Source organism: Luteimonas sp. Soil_C_16 (assembly GCF_057657295.1).
In genome coordinates this window covers 212,129-225,895 of record NZ_JBDGIS010000003.1, presented here as the reverse complement: position 1 = coordinate 225,895, position 13,767 = coordinate 212,129, and the positions used below count along the sequence as shown (strand labels likewise).

Genomic DNA, 13,767 nt, shown 5'->3' with positions numbered 1-13,767 from the left:
AGGCGTGGTTTATACGCGCGTGGGTGGAACGGAGGTTTCCGTGGAGACGGGACGGCGGTGGGAGCAGCGCTGACGGTCGAATGTCGACAAAGCTTACGCGCGCGGAGATCGACCGTTGCAATCCACTTGCCCTCACCCCTCTCCCAAGGGGAGAGGGGCTCGAATCAGCCCGGAACGTGGCGGCCCGAGCCGACGCTTCAGCGCGCGGTGATGCGCCAGGCGCGATGGATGCGCGGGTTGCGTTCGAAATCGGGCGGGATCGTCGCCGGGCTAATGTCTTCGACGTGCGCGAACGCGCCGACGGCTTCGGCGTCGAGCTTGAAGCGGCGGAAGTTGTTGGAGAAGTACAGCACCCCGCCCGGCGCGAGCCGGGCCACCGCGGCTTCCAGCAGGCGCACGTGTTCGCGCTGGATGTCGAAGTCCTTGGCGCGCGCGGAGTTCGAGAACGTCGGCGGGTCGCAGAAGATCAGATCGTATTGCGCCGTCTCGGCTTCCAGCCACTGCAGCGCGTCGGCCTGCACCAGCCGATGCTTCGCGCCGCCGTAGCCGTTCGCGGCGAGGTTGTCGGCGCACCACTGCAAATAGGTGCCCGACAGATCGACAGTGGTCGTGGTGCGCGCGCCGCCGCCGGCCGCATGCACGGTGGCCGCGCCGGTGTAGCCGAACAGGTTGAGGAAGCGGGTGTCGGCGGCTTCGTCGGCGATGCGCAGGCGCATCGGGCGGTGATCGAGGAACAGGCCGGTATCGAGATAGTCAAACAGGTTCACGCGCAGGTGCACGCGGCCTTCGTCGACGAGCAGGAATTCGTGGCGCGCGTCGAACCGGCCGTACTTGCTGCCGCCCTTGCCCTTCGACCGCGTCTTGACCGCGATGCGCTCGCGCGGAATGCGGAACACGTCGCGCGCGGCGGCGAGCACGTCGCCGAAACGTCGCCGGGTCACGGCTTCGGGAATCTCGGCCGGCGCCGCGTATTCCTGGATGTGCAGCCACAGCGGCGTGCCTTCGGCGCTGACGTCCGCTTCGGACTGGATGTAGACGTCGATCGCAGCGGCGTATTCCGGCAGATCGGCATCGTAGACGCGGTAGCAGGTCACGCCCTCGCGCTCGCGCCAGGTCTTGAACTTGCGCAGGTTCTTGCGCAGGCGGTTGGCGACCATCGTCGCGCCTTCACCGAGGTCTTCCGCGGATTCGCTGACGGCGCGCTGCGGCGGCCGTACCGGATCGCAGACGATCAGGCTGCACTCGATGGCGCCGTTGAACACCTGGTACTTCTTCTTCGCGCGCAGGCCGGTGGCGTGCGCGAGCTCGGGGTCGCCGCACAGCAGGCTCCCGCGCCATTCGGGCACCGCGCGTCCCAGCGCATTGCCGAGCGTGCGGTACAGCGCGGGATCGGCGGCAAGGCGCGCGTCGTAGGGCGGATTGCAGACCGCGAGCCCGCGCTTCACCGATTCCGCCAACGCTGCGTCTTCCTGCGAAGCCGGCGGCACCGGGGCCTGCAGGGTGGCGATGTCGCCGATCTGCCACTCGATCGCCTCGCGCAGGCCGGCGGCCGTCGCGTTCTCGCGCGCGGCATGGATCGCATGCGGGTCGAGATCGCGGCCGAAGAACACCGCGCGCAGGCGCTGACGGCCGATCCGTTCACGCGCGAGCGCGTCTTCGCACAGCGTTTCCCAGTGCGCGATGTCGAATCCACGCCAGCGGCTCGGCGCACGGCCCGCCGTCGCCGCACCGCCATCGCGCGCCAGGCCGGGCGCGACATCGGCGGCCATCAGCGCGCCTTCGATCAGCAGCGTGCCGCTGCCGCACATCGGATCCAGCAGCGCGCCGCCTTCGGCATACAGCGCCGGCCAGCCGCCGCGCATCAGCACGGCGGCGGCGAGGTTCTCCTTCAGCGGCGCCTCGCCCTGCGCACGGCGCCAGCCGCGACGGTGCAGCGGGCCACCGCCGAGATCGACCGACAGGATCGCGCGGCCCTTGCGCACCACGAGACTCAGGCGCAGATCCGGCGATTCGACATCGACGTCCGGACGCGCACCGGTCGCTTCGCGCAAGCCGTCCACGATCGCGTCCTTGACCCGCTGCGCGGCGTAGCGCGCGTGGGTGATCGCGCTGCCCGAGACATGCGGATCGATCGCGAGCGTCATGGTCGCGTCGAGATGCGCGGTCCAGTCGATCGCACGCGCGCCGGCATAGAGCGCGTCCTCGTCCTCGCAGGCGTAGTCGGCGATCGGCCACAGCACGCGGCTGGCCAGGCGCGACCACAGCACCGCGCGTTGCGCGTCGTGCAGCGTGCCTTCGACGTTGGCGCCGGCGGTTGTCGCGGTGGCGTGCGCGCAGCCGAGTGCGAGCAGCTCGTCGACGAGCAGGTATTCGAGGCCCTTGGGGCAGCTGGCGAAAAATTTCATGGGGACCTGGGTCGTACGTTTGAAGGCCGACGTGTCGACGCCGTCATTCCCGCACGGGCGGAAATCCAGTGTCTTGACGTGCTGGCCGAGCGATGTGTGCCGATCAAGGCACTGGATTCCCGCCTACGCGGGAATGACGAAAATGGTGCTGGAAGACGTGGATGCGGACATCAGCTGTTCGCGTCAAAGCGACCGCAGCAAGGCCGCGAATGCATCCGCCGACACTTCCACATGCGCGGTCAGGCGGTGATTGTCGTCGACCAGCAGCAGCCGGCCGCGGCGGGCGCAGGTCCAGCCGACGACATCGGCGGCGGGAATCAGTTCGTCGTCCCAGCCGTGCACGACCGACAGCGGCACCTCGGCCGCCTGCAGCGGATGCGCGGCGTCGAGCCGCACCGGCGGCGCCATCAGGAACAGGCCGGCGACCGGCACCTGCAGCGACACGTGCCCGGCGATCCAAGCGCCGAGACTGGAACCGGCCAGCACCACCGGGCCACGCGCGGCGGCGTCGCGCGTCAGCCGCAGCAGGCGTTCGATGCGCGCGGCGACATCGCCGAGCGGGCTGACGTCGCGCTTGCCGTCGAGATCGGTGAAGTCCGGGCGCTCGTGGCTCCAGCCCAGACGCTCCGCCGCTTCGGCGAGCGCGGTGACCTTGGTGGCCTCCGGGCCGCTTTCGAAGCCGTGCGAGAGGATGCAGTGGCCGCGCGTACTCATGCGTCCACCCATTCGACCGCGTCGCCGATCTTCAGCGCACCGCCTTCGATCACGCGCGCGCACAGGCCGCCCATGCCGCGGAGCGCGTTGTAACCGCCGGCGCCGAGCGCCACTTCCATCTTCGAACAGGGATCGCAGGGCGCCGTACCTTCGAGCAGCACCTCGCCGACGCGGAAGCGTCGGCCCTTGAGCGCGATCAGCGGAATGCCCGAGACCACGAGGTTGCGGCGCAGCGTGACCGGCGTGACCTCGGCATGCCCGCTCAGCACAGCGATCGCCGGCAGATGCTCGGCCTGGATCAGGGTCACGCCGCGCTTGCCGCTGCCGCCGGTATAGCGGTCGCCTTCGAGGCCGATGCCGGTCACCGCGACCGCGCTGTCGACGGCGCGGATCGGCGCCTCACGGGCGGGCCGCAGGCCGATCCAGTCGACCCGGCCGACGCGCGGAAACTGCGTCATCAAGGCGTGCAAGTCGGAGTCTGGCGGCGGATTTCTCATGTGTGAATGCTAGCATCCGGGCCATGTCCGACCCCACGTCCGCGCCCCGGATCGCGCTGCAACCGCTGCCCTACGTGGACCTGCTGGCGCCCCGCGCCGCGTCGGACATCCGCCTCGCCGTCATCCACTGCACCGAGCTGCCCGACCTCGCGACGGCGCGTGTCTACGGCGAGCGCGTGCTCTACGACAGTGGCACCGGCGCCAGCGGCCACTGGTACATCGACCGCGACGGCCGCATCGTCGAATACGTGCCGGCGTCCCGCATCGCCCATCACGTGCGCGGCCACAACGCGACGTCGGTCGGCATCGAACTGGTCAACACCGGGCGCTTCCCGGACTGGTACGACAGCCGCCATCAGGCGATGGACGAGGCCTATACGCCGATGCAGATCGATGCGCTGGTCGCCCTCCTCGCGCATCTGCGCGCCACACTGCCTAACCTGCAAGAGATCGCCGGCCACGAGGATCTGGACACCGATCGCGTCGCCGCCAGTGACGATCCGGCCCTGACCGTGGCCCGCAAGCGCGATCCCGGGCCGTTGTTCCCGTGGGCCGACGTGCTGGCGCGCGTGCCGCTGGCCCGCATCGGCGTCTGAACGCCCGCGTCAGGGCCCCGGCCCGCCCCCACCTATAATCGTCGGCCGGCACGCGTCCGCGATGCCGCCCCACCGTGCACGGCCCCGCGATGACCCCGCCCGTTTCCGAACTGATCGACCTGCTCTCGCTCGAGCGCCTCGAAGACAACCTGTTCCGTGGCCAGAGCCGCGACATCGGCACCAAGTACGTGTTCGGTGGCCAGGTGCTGGGCCAGGCGCTGTCGGCGGCGCAGGCCACGATGGACAACCCGCGCCCGGCGCATTCGCTGCACGCCTACTTCCTGCGCGCGGGCAACATCGAAGCACCGATCGTCTACGACGTCGACCGCACCCGCGACGGTGGCAGCTTCTCGGTGCGGCGCGTGACCGCGATCCAGCACGGCAAGGTGATCTTCTTCTGTGCGGCGTCGTTCCAGGAAGAAGAGGCCGGCGCCGAGCACCAGCTGTCGATGCCCGAGGTGCCCGCGCCCGAGGATCTCGAGCCGCAGGACCCGTTGCCTGCGCAGGTGCTGGCGAAGCTGCCGGTCAAGGTGCAGCGCTGGCTCGACCGCAGCGGCCCGTTCGAATTCCGCCACGTGTATCCGCGCGATGAACTGCGCCCGCCCAAGCGTCCGCCGTTCCAGCAGATGTGGTTCCGCCTGACCGGCCCGGTCGACGACACCCCGGCCCTGCACCGCGCACTGCTGGCCTACGCGTCCGATTTCCAGCTGCTGGGCACGGCGACGTTCCCGCAGGGCATCAGCTACTACCAGCCGAACGTGCAGATGGCCTCGCTCGATCACGCGCTGTGGTTCCACCGTCCCTTCCGCGTCGACGACTGGCTGCTGTATTCGCTCGACAGCCCCAGCGCGCAGGGCGCGCGCGGACTGGCGCGCGGGCAGATCTTCGACCGCGCCGGGCGCCTCGTCGCCAGCACCGCGCAGGAAGGCATGATCCGCGTGCTGCCGGGTGACGACGCCGCGGCGAAGGCGGGCTGAGATGCGTCAGGTCTTCTCCAGTCCCCGCCTCGAGAACGTCGAGCGCGTCGCCGCCCTGCTGCGCGATGCCGGCATCGAGGTGCAGATCCTCAACGGCCGTTCCTACAAGGGCAACCGCCGCAGCAACTTCAGCTATCGCGAGGACGCCGGTGGCCCGAGGCCGGCGGTGTGGGTCACCCGCTCCGACGACCAGCCGCGCGCGCGCGAACTGCTGCGCGAGGCCGGACTGCTGCAGGGCCAGCCGTCGGCGCGCAGCTATCTGCAGCAGGCGGACGTGGTGTTCGCGCCGGCCGCCGAAGCGCGCAAGGGCATGTCGCGCGCCTCGAAGGTGCGCTACACGCTGATCGGCGGCGCGGTGCTGGTGATCGCGCTGTCGTGGTGGAGCCGGCCGTCGAGCGACGCGCCTGCGGAGACGACAGTCGCGGCCGCACCCGAGCCGGCACTCGACATGGTGCCGCCGACCGTCGAAGCCAGCGAGTACCGCGCACCGGTGCCGCGCGCGCTCGCGACGGCCGTGCTGGCCGACGCACTTTCGTCGCTGGCCGGCCCGGTCTGCGTGGCGATCGACGGTGATGCGCCGGCAGCGCCGCTGCTGGCGGAACTCGAAGCCGGCTATCCCGACGTGCGGCCGTCCTCGGCCTGCGGGGGCGGCGACGGCCAGGCCGCGTCGCTCGACGTCACCAACTACCGGACCGACGGCTCCGGCCAGGGCACGGTGGATCTGGTCCGCGGGGGCAGCGATGCCGCGCAGGGCCTGGTCAGGCGCACCCTCGAGGTCCGCCGCGACGGCCGCGACTGGCAGTTCGGCGCCGTCGACTGATCGCGGCGGCGCGCGTCCGCGGGCATCATCGACGGCGCCGGTCACATCCGGCGCGCGGGTCGCGTCCTTGGAAGCGACCTGACCTGCAAGGATCGCCATGAACGCCATCGCCGCCGATCTCGGCCTCGAAGACCGGATCCACCTGGAGCTGCCCGCTGCGCGCGGTGGCGACCAGGCCGCGTATGGCCGCATCGTGCAGATGAGCCAGAACGCGACCACCGCGATCGCGCTGGCGATCACCCGCGACGTGCAGGCCAGCCAGGACATCGCGCAGGAGGCCTATCTCAAGGCCTGGCAGCAACTGGGCAGACTGCAGAACACGACGAGCTTCCTGCCGTGGCTGCGACAGATCACCCGCAACCTCGCGCGCGACCATCTGCGCGCGCGCCGTGACCGCATCGTGGCCGGCGAGGCCGCCGACATCGCCATCGCCCAGGCCGCCGATCCCGACGCCTGCCCGATGCAGCAGATCATCGACGACGAAACCGGCCGCGTCGCCGCGGACCTGATCTCCGACCTGCCCGACGAAAGCCGCGAAGTGCTGTTGCTGTACTACCGCGAGGGCGGCAATTCGAAGCAGGTCGCCGCCCTGCTCGGCCTGTCGGACGCCGCGGTGCGCAAGCGCCTGTCGCGCGCACGCCGCAGCCTGCGCGAGGATCTGATGGCGCGCTTTCAGGAGTTCGCGGCGGGCTCGGCGCCGGGCACGGCGTTCACGCTGCTGGTCACGGCCGGGCTGGCGGCATTCGCGAAACCTGCCGCGGCGGGCACGGTCGCAGGTGTCGCCGCCGGCGGCGCATTCGGCGCGGGCGTCGCCGGCAAGGCGGCGCTGGGCAGTGCGAGCGCACTCGGCGCTGCCGGTGTGTCGCTGGTGTTCGGCGGGCTGACGATGTGGCTGTGCCGGAAGATGGTCGCGCGATATGCCGATACCGAGGCCGAGCGCATCGCCATTCTCAAGCTCTACGACCGCTGGTTCCTGTGGGGTTCCCTGGCAGGAGGTCTGCTGGCGCTGTGTATCGGTTTCGTCGCGGGCTTTGGCCAACTGTCTGTCGGCTGGATGTCGATCCTGCTCGTGACCGCTCTGTTTCCCTACAACTATCCGCTGCTGACCAGCATGCCGCGCCTGATGAATCCGCTGATCGCCCGCGACATCGCCCGCGATCCCAGGGGCGGCGCCCGCCGCGCACTCGGCTACCGCCTGATGTTCGGAACGAGTGGCCTGATCCTGACCAACGTGGGCCTGGTGGGCGTGCTGCTGATCCTGTGGCTCAAGACCGCCTGAGCGTTTCCGACGGCGGCGCCTATAGGTCGCGCGCGGATCCTGTCTTCCACTGCGTGCTGTCGTCGCGAATCATGCCTCCCGGCGACACGTCGCCGCGGGATGCCTGGCATGCACCCGAAAAAAAGGCCGCGCACTGCGCGGCCTTTCCGTTGACGGATTACCCGCGGCTCAGCGCTGCGGACGTGCCGGGCGCAGTTCCTCACGGCTCAGGAAGCCGTCGCGGTTCTCGTCGAGCCAGGTGAAACGCTCGACCAGACGCGGCATCTTCTCCGACACCTCGACGCGGCTCAGCTTGCCATCGTTGTTGAGGTCGGCTTCGCGGAACTTCGCATCGAAACGGCGCTCGCCCTCGGCGCGACGCTCGGCGGACTTCGCCGCGTGCCAGGTGCGCAATTCGCTGCGGGTGAGATAGCCGTCGCGGTTGGTGTCGATCGCGTCGAAGTTGGCGACCAGGTCGAAACCCTTGTGCGAACGCGGGCCGCCCGCGCCACGCTGCGGACGTTCGCCACGCGCATCGGAGCTGCGTACGCCGCCCGCACGCGGCGCGTCGCCACGCGCGGCGCGATGGGCGTCGCGACGCGCCTGCATCGCCTGCTGGCCGGCCTGCGCCTCGGCGCGACTGATGCGGCCGTCGTTGTCGGTGTCGAAACGCGCGAGCGCATCGACGCGGTCGCCGCCGTGGCCGCGCGGACCGTGGCCGCGATGCCGTTCGCCGTCGGGTTTCGCCGCCTGCGTCCCTGCTGCCGGCGCCTGCGCGGCGGCCGCACCGATCGTGGTGATGGACAGCGCCGCGAGCAGCGCGGTGGTGATGAGCCTCGTCTTCATGGATGTGTTCCCGTTGCCGCGGCACCGTGCCGCTGTGCAGGGATCAACGCCCGCACCGCACCCGGCGTTGACCGGACGCCCGCGCGGTTCAGCCGCCGGTCGGCGAAGCGGTCGCGCCGGCTGCGACGCCGGTGCGTATCCTGCGCATATGCAGACGCCGTCGCGCCCCGCACCAGAACCGGATGCCGGCACGGGCGAATTGCGCCTGTTCCACACCGCGTCGCATGCCTGCGGCTACTGGCCGGATCGCGAAGCACGCGACCTGGTACTCGACCCCCGCGATCCGCGCCTGGCGACGGTCTACCCGCAGGCCTTGCGCTGGGGCTTTCGCCGCTCCGGCGACATCGTCTACCGCCCGCATTGCGATGCGTGCCGCGCGTGCACGGCGGTGCGGATTCCGGTCGAGGCCTTCGTGCCCAACCGCAGCCAGCGCCGCACGCTCGCGCGCAACGCCGACATCGACGCGCGCGTGGTGCCGGCCGAGCGCAACGACGAGCGCCTCGCGCTGTACCGGAAATACCTGGTGTCGCGCCATCCGGCCGGCGGCATGGACGACCACGGCGCGCTCGAGTTCGACCAGTTCCTGATCGGCAGCTGGAACGAGGGTCGGTTGCTGGAATTGCGCCTGCACGGGCAGCTGGTGGCCGTCGCGGTGACGGATCTGATCGAGGACGCGCTGTCGGCCGTCTACACTTTCTACGACCCCGACTGCGTGTCACGCGGACTCGGCACACTGGCGATCCTGCGACAGATCGCCTGGGCACAGCGCGACCGCCGGCGCTATCTCTATCTCGGCTACTGGATCGATGGACACCGCAAGATGGCCTACAAACGCAATTTCCAGCCGCTCGAAGGCTTCGATGGACGCCAGTGGCGCCCGCTGACGGACGCCGCGCCATGAGCCGCACGTGGCTGATCGCCGCGCTCGCCTGCGCGGCCGTCGTACTGCTCGCCGCCTGCGTGCGCACCAACATGCAGGGCGATGCACCGCACGCCGCCGACGCGGCCTCGCCGGGCACGCTGCGCATCGCGACCTATAACACGTCGCTCAACAGCGACAAAGCCGGCGGTCTGCTCGAACGCCTGCAGGGCGACGACGCAGGCGCACGCAAGGTCGCCGCGGTGCTGCAGCAGGTGCGGCCCGACATCGTGCTGCTCAACGAGTTCGACTACGTCGCCGACGGCAGCGCCGCCGATCTATTCCAGCGGCGCTGGCTCGAACGCGCGCAGCCGGGCGGCGGCGAACCGCTCCGCTATCCCTACCGTTACCTGGCACCGGTCAACACCGGCGTGCAGAGCGGCCTGGATCTCGACAACAACGGCAGCATCGGCGGCGACGGCCGTGACCGCGGCAACGATGCCTGGGGCTACGGCCTGCACGCGGGCCAGTACGGCATGTTGCTGCTGTCGCGCTATCCGATCGATGCGACGACCGCGCGCACCTTCCAGTTGCTGAAGTGGAATGCGATGCCCGACGCACGGCGACCACGCTATCCCGACGGCCGCCCCTTCCATCCCGACAGCACCTGGTCGCAGCTGCGGCTGTCGTCGAAATCGCACTGGGACGTGCAGGTGCGCGCGCCCGGCGGCGTACTCCACCTGCTGGCCTCGCATCCCACGCCGCCCGCATTCGACGGCCCGGAGAAGCGCAACGTCGCGCGCAATCACGACGAGATCCGGTTCTGGACCGAATACCTGTCGCCGGGCCCGCGCGACTGGCTGTGCGACGACGCCGGCCGCTGCGGCGGGCTCGAACCCGATGCGCGCTTCGTGATCCTCGGTGACCTCAACAACGATCCCGTCGACGGCGCCGGCGACCACACCGCGATCGTCGAACTGCTCGAACATCCGCGCGTGATCCGCATGGCCACGCCGCGCAGCGAGGGGGCGATCGAAGCCGCCGAGGCCGATGGCGGCGCGAATGCGCAGCATCGCGGCGCCGCCGCGCACGACACCGGCAGCTTCGGCCCGCGCGTGGGCAACCTGCGCCTCGATTACGCGCTGCCGTCGGTGGGGCATGCCCTCGTCGGCAACGGCGTGTTCTGGCCGCGCAGCGACGCGGCGCATGCCGACATCGTCGACGGCACCGACCATCGCCTCGTGTGGGTGGATGTGACGCAGTAAACGGGTTGCACGCGACGCGGCAGGACGCCGCGTCGCAGGCGGATGGATCACGCCTGCGCGTCAACTGCCGGTATCCGGTCGACGACGTGTCCGGCGAATGGCTGCCTCAGCCGACCGTCGACCCCAGACCACGTAATGCGGCGGCGACCGTCTGCCGCCGCACCGCATCACGGTCGCCACCGAACTGGAACAGTTCCGCGCGCGCGTAGCCGCCGCGACGCTTCCAGCCGATCCACACCGTGCCGACCGGCTTGTCCTCGCTGCCGCCGCCCGGCCCGGCGATGCCGGTCACCGCGACCGCGACACTCGCGCCGGAATTCACCAGCGCGCCGGACACCATTTCGATCACGGTCTCGCGGCTGACCGCACCGTGGGTTTCCAGCGTGTGCGGATTGACGCCCAGCAGCGCCTGCTTGGCCTCGTAGCTGTAGGCCGCCATGCCGCAGTCGAACCAGTCCGAGCAGCCGGCGACATCGGTCACGGCCTTGGCGATCCAGCCACCGGTGCAGCTCTCGGCCGTGACCAGGCGATGGTGGCGTGCGCGCAGCAGCGCGCCGGTCTCTTCGGCGAGCGCGTGCAGCGCGGCATCGGAATGGGTGTCGTGCATGGGCGGTCCCGCGATCGGAGCCGCCGTTGTACCGCATCGTGCCGCGCGCGTCGCCCCAGCGCCTGGAACGCCGCGTTTCCACGCGCCCGAAACGCGAACGGCCGACCCTCTCGGGCCGGCCGTCGCGTCGACGCGGTGGATCAATAGCGCATGCGCAGCGTCACGCCATAGGTGCGCGGGGCGCCGAGGAACGCATTGAACGAGCCCGTCTGGATCGGCGCATCGATGCCGACCTGCTTGTAGGTCTCGTCGGTCAGGTTCTGGCCCCAGAACTCCAGCATCCAGCGCTGGTCCTGACGCCCGAAGCCGAGGCGTGCGTTGAGCACGGTGTAGGCGTCCTGCATCTTCTGCGGCTTGAGATCCGAGCCGGTGTTGTACTCGGACATGTACTTGGCGCCGATGTTGAAGCGGCCCTGCAGCGCCGAGCCGATGTCCCACTGGTAGGTGGCGGACGCGTTGCCCGACCACTTCGGCGCGAAGCTCATCTGGTTGCCCGGCAGCAGCGGCAGATCCGGCACGATGTCGTCGCCGTACTCGGTTTCCGCATACGTCACGCCACCCTGCAGCATCAGGCCCGGCATGCCGGTCTGCCACAGCACTTCGGCGTCGATGCCCATCGAGGTCACTTCCGGGATCGAACGCACGACGAAGGCGGTGCCGAGGAAACTGTTGAGCTGGAAGTCCTCGTAGGTCTGGTGGAACAGCGCCGCGTTGAACAGCAGGTTGCCGTCGGCCCAGTTGGTCTTCAGACCAAGCTCGTAGCTGTCGACGAACTCGCCGTCGAACGCGGTGTCGTCCACCGGCGTGATGCCCACCTGCACGCGGTCGAGATTGAAGCCGCCGGCCTTGTAGCCGCGCGACGCCGACACGTAGGTCATCACGTCATCCGACCAGTCGTAGGCGACCTTCAAGGTGCCCGACCATTCCTTCTCGGTGCGTTCCTGGAACGTGCTGCGGCCGTTGTGCGCGATGTTGGCCCAAGGTAGGCACATGAAGCCCGCGATCTGCGGTGCGACGGCGGGCACCAGACCCGCCAGCAGCTGCGCGCGCAAGGCGGGCGGCAGACTGGCGAAGCCGTTGATGCGCTGCGCCAGCGCGCCACCGACACGCGCGGCCGGATTGGCCAGCGTCGCCGCGCAGCCCTGCGCGCCGTTGGGATTCGTGTAATCGGACTGCAGCGTCTTCTTCTCGCGGGTGTAGCGCAGGCCCAGGGTGACGTCGAGCGCGTCGGTCACGTGGAAGGTGTTGTTGGTGAAGATCGCCGCGCTCTTGGCATTCTGCTCGTAGCGGTCGAGCGCGCCCTGCCCGGTGAAGTTGGTGCCGAACGGACGACCGCTGACCTGCGACAGGAACGTCGCCGGATTCGCGGTGTTGACGGTCAGGCCCAGCGGCGCGAGCTGCGCCGCGATCGCCGGCAGCACCTGCGAGGCGACGGCGGTCGACAGATACGGCTCGTAGGCGGCGCCGAAGTAGTAGGAATCGTTGCGACCCAGATCCTCGTCCGAATAGAACAGGCCGACCATCCAGTCGATGCGATCGCTGGAACCGGTCAGGCGCAGTTCCTGGCTGAAGTTCTCGAACTTCACCAGCGAGCCGTCCGGATTCGGCGGGCGATACAGGATGTCCGCGCCGCTGTAGTCGAAGTCGATGCTGGTGATCGCCTCCCAGTCGCGGAACGCGGTGATCGAGGTCAGCACCGCATCATTGGCCCACGGCGTGGTCCAGTTGACCTCGGCCGAGATGCCCTTGTCCTTGAGGTCCTGCTCGGTGGTGCGGTTGGCGTAGGCCAGACGTCGGTCGAGATCGACGACCGGAATGATGCCCTCGCCGCCCGGCGTCAGCGCATCGATGATCGCCGCGGTCGGGCCGCGGAACGTGGTCATCGAGACGCAGCAGTTCTCTTCGCGACTGGTGTAGTCGGCGATGAAGTTGATGTTGAGGTTCGACGTCGGCTCGAGCAGCAGCTGGCCGCGCAGCGAGTGGTAGTTCTGGTCGCCGTCGTCGGTCTCCTGGCGGGGACCGCCGGAGGTGTCGACGTTGTCGACGCCGTCGCGCTTGCGCTTGGTGGCGAAGATTCGGAACGCGGCGTTGTCGCTGAGCGCGTCGTTGTAGGACCCCGACACGCCGAGCAGACCGTAGTTGCCCACGGTGACTTCGCCTTCGACCGCCTGCGTGTAGCTCGGGCGCCGGGTGATCACGTTGATGACGCCGGCCGAGGTGTTCTTGCCGAACACCGTGCCCTGCGGGCCCTTAAGCACTTCGATGCGCTCCATCTCGCCGAGATCGCCGAAGCCCACGCTGTTGCGGGCGCGGTAGACGCCGTCGATGACGATGCCGACCGAGGATTCCAGACCCGGGTTGTCGCCCACCGTGCCGATGCCGCGGATGCGCGCGGTGGTCTGCGCCGCGGACTGCGTGCTGGTGACGGTGAGGCCGGGGACCAGGACCTGCATGTCCTTGATGTCACGCACGCCGGTGTCATGCAGCAACTGTTCGGGCAACACGTTGATGACGATCGGCACATCCTGCAGCGCTTCTTCGCGCTTCTGCGCGGTGACGGTGATCGCCGACAGTGTGGTCGGTGCTTCGTTCTCGGTGCTGGTCGACTGCGCCAGCGCCGGACCTGCGACCGTGGCGGCCAGCGCGACGACGACAGCGTGACTGAGCAGGCTGCGCTGCAACTTACGTGAATCCATGTTGTCCCCCGAATGACGTGGTGTGGTTTTTTCCGAAAACCGACGCCCGACGGCATTGCGCCATCGGGATTCCCCGCCGCTCCGGTCATCGTGGGGGACAGACCGGAACGTCCGACAGTCGCCTGCCGTGAACGGAAACCTAACACAGCTTCCACACGCGTGCGCATGGAACCTGCGCGCGATCTGCGGGCCGCGCGCGAGGCCACTGCGGACCGCGGAAAACGTCG

Annotated in this window: 12 protein-coding genes; 6 read left to right on the top strand and 6 right to left on the bottom strand. The window is 69.5% G+C overall.

Annotated elements, in window-relative coordinates:
* Positions 1 to 197: 197 nt before the first annotated feature.
* From rlmKL to AC3A5T_RS07390, 3 genes are all read right to left on the bottom strand, one after another.
* Positions 198 to 2,405 carry a bifunctional 23S rRNA (guanine(2069)-N(7))-methyltransferase RlmK/23S rRNA (guanine(2445)-N(2))-methyltransferase RlmL gene (gene rlmKL, locus AC3A5T_RS07400; protein WP_487628012.1) on the bottom strand — a complete coding sequence of 736 codons (2,208 nt, stop codon included), beginning with the start codon at positions 2,403 to 2,405 and terminating at the stop codon, positions 198 to 200.
* Between the two features lie 183 nt (positions 2,406 to 2,588).
* On the bottom strand, positions 2,589 to 3,119 hold the full coding sequence (locus AC3A5T_RS07395) for an alpha/beta hydrolase (RefSeq protein WP_487628011.1): 531 nt from the start codon (positions 3,117 to 3,119) through the stop codon (positions 2,589 to 2,591).
* Complete coding sequence (locus AC3A5T_RS07390) at positions 3,116 to 3,616, bottom strand: MOSC domain-containing protein (RefSeq protein ID WP_487628010.1); 501 nt, start codon at positions 3,614 to 3,616, stop codon at positions 3,116 to 3,118. The genes AC3A5T_RS07395 and AC3A5T_RS07390 overlap by 4 nt, the downstream gene beginning before the upstream one ends.
* 23 nt (positions 3,617 to 3,639) lie before the next feature.
* On the opposite strand from AC3A5T_RS07390, the gene AC3A5T_RS07385 reads away from it, so the two are divergent.
* From AC3A5T_RS07385 to AC3A5T_RS07370, 4 genes are all read left to right on the top strand, one after another.
* A complete protein-coding gene (locus tag AC3A5T_RS07385; RefSeq protein WP_487628009.1) occupies positions 3,640 to 4,212 on the top strand; it encodes an N-acetylmuramoyl-L-alanine amidase in 573 nt (190 codons plus the stop codon).
* A gap of 89 nt (positions 4,213 to 4,301) precedes the next feature.
* Positions 4,302 to 5,189, top strand: a complete 888-nt coding sequence (locus tag AC3A5T_RS07380; RefSeq protein WP_487628008.1) for an acyl-CoA thioesterase — start codon at positions 4,302 to 4,304, stop codon at positions 5,187 to 5,189.
* A 1-nt stretch (position 5,190) separates the two neighbouring features.
* Positions 5,191 to 6,009 carry a hypothetical protein gene (locus AC3A5T_RS07375; RefSeq protein WP_332076828.1) on the top strand — a complete coding sequence of 273 codons (819 nt, stop codon included), beginning with the start codon at positions 5,191 to 5,193 and terminating at the stop codon, positions 6,007 to 6,009.
* A gap of 97 nt (positions 6,010 to 6,106) precedes the next feature.
* The gene (locus tag AC3A5T_RS07370; RefSeq protein ID WP_487628007.1) at positions 6,107 to 7,288 is read left to right on the top strand and encodes an RNA polymerase sigma factor; all 1,182 of its coding nucleotides are present in this window, start codon (positions 6,107 to 6,109) and stop codon (positions 7,286 to 7,288) included.
* Between the two features lie 168 nt (positions 7,289 to 7,456).
* Here AC3A5T_RS07370 and AC3A5T_RS07365 read toward each other — a convergent pair whose 3' ends face one another.
* Positions 7,457 to 8,113 carry an EF-hand domain-containing protein gene (locus tag AC3A5T_RS07365; protein ID WP_487628006.1) on the bottom strand — a complete coding sequence of 219 codons (657 nt, stop codon included), beginning with the start codon at positions 8,111 to 8,113 and terminating at the stop codon, positions 7,457 to 7,459.
* On the opposite strand from AC3A5T_RS07365, the gene AC3A5T_RS07360 reads away from it, so the two are divergent.
* Both AC3A5T_RS07360 and AC3A5T_RS07355 read left to right on the top strand, forming a co-directional pair.
* Positions 8,112 to 9,014 carry an arginyltransferase gene (locus tag AC3A5T_RS07360; protein WP_487628195.1) on the top strand — a complete coding sequence of 301 codons (903 nt, stop codon included), beginning with the start codon at positions 8,112 to 8,114 and terminating at the stop codon, positions 9,012 to 9,014. The two genes, AC3A5T_RS07365 and AC3A5T_RS07360, sit on opposite strands and share 2 nt — an antisense overlap.
* Complete coding sequence (locus AC3A5T_RS07355) at positions 9,011 to 10,237, top strand: endonuclease/exonuclease/phosphatase family protein (protein ID WP_487628005.1); 1,227 nt, start codon at positions 9,011 to 9,013, stop codon at positions 10,235 to 10,237. Before AC3A5T_RS07360 ends, AC3A5T_RS07355 begins: the two co-directional genes overlap by 4 nt.
* A 106-nt stretch (positions 10,238 to 10,343) precedes the next feature.
* On the opposite strand, the gene AC3A5T_RS07350 is transcribed toward AC3A5T_RS07355, so the two are convergent.
* Positions 10,344 to 10,844, bottom strand: a complete 501-nt coding sequence (locus AC3A5T_RS07350) for a CinA family protein (protein WP_487628004.1) — start codon at positions 10,842 to 10,844, stop codon at positions 10,344 to 10,346.
* A 140-nt stretch (positions 10,845 to 10,984) separates the two neighbouring features.
* On the bottom strand, positions 10,985 to 13,540 hold the full coding sequence (locus AC3A5T_RS07345) for a TonB-dependent receptor (protein WP_487628003.1): 2,556 nt from the start codon (positions 13,538 to 13,540) through the stop codon (positions 10,985 to 10,987).
* Between the last annotated feature and the right edge of the window lie 227 nt (positions 13,541 to 13,767).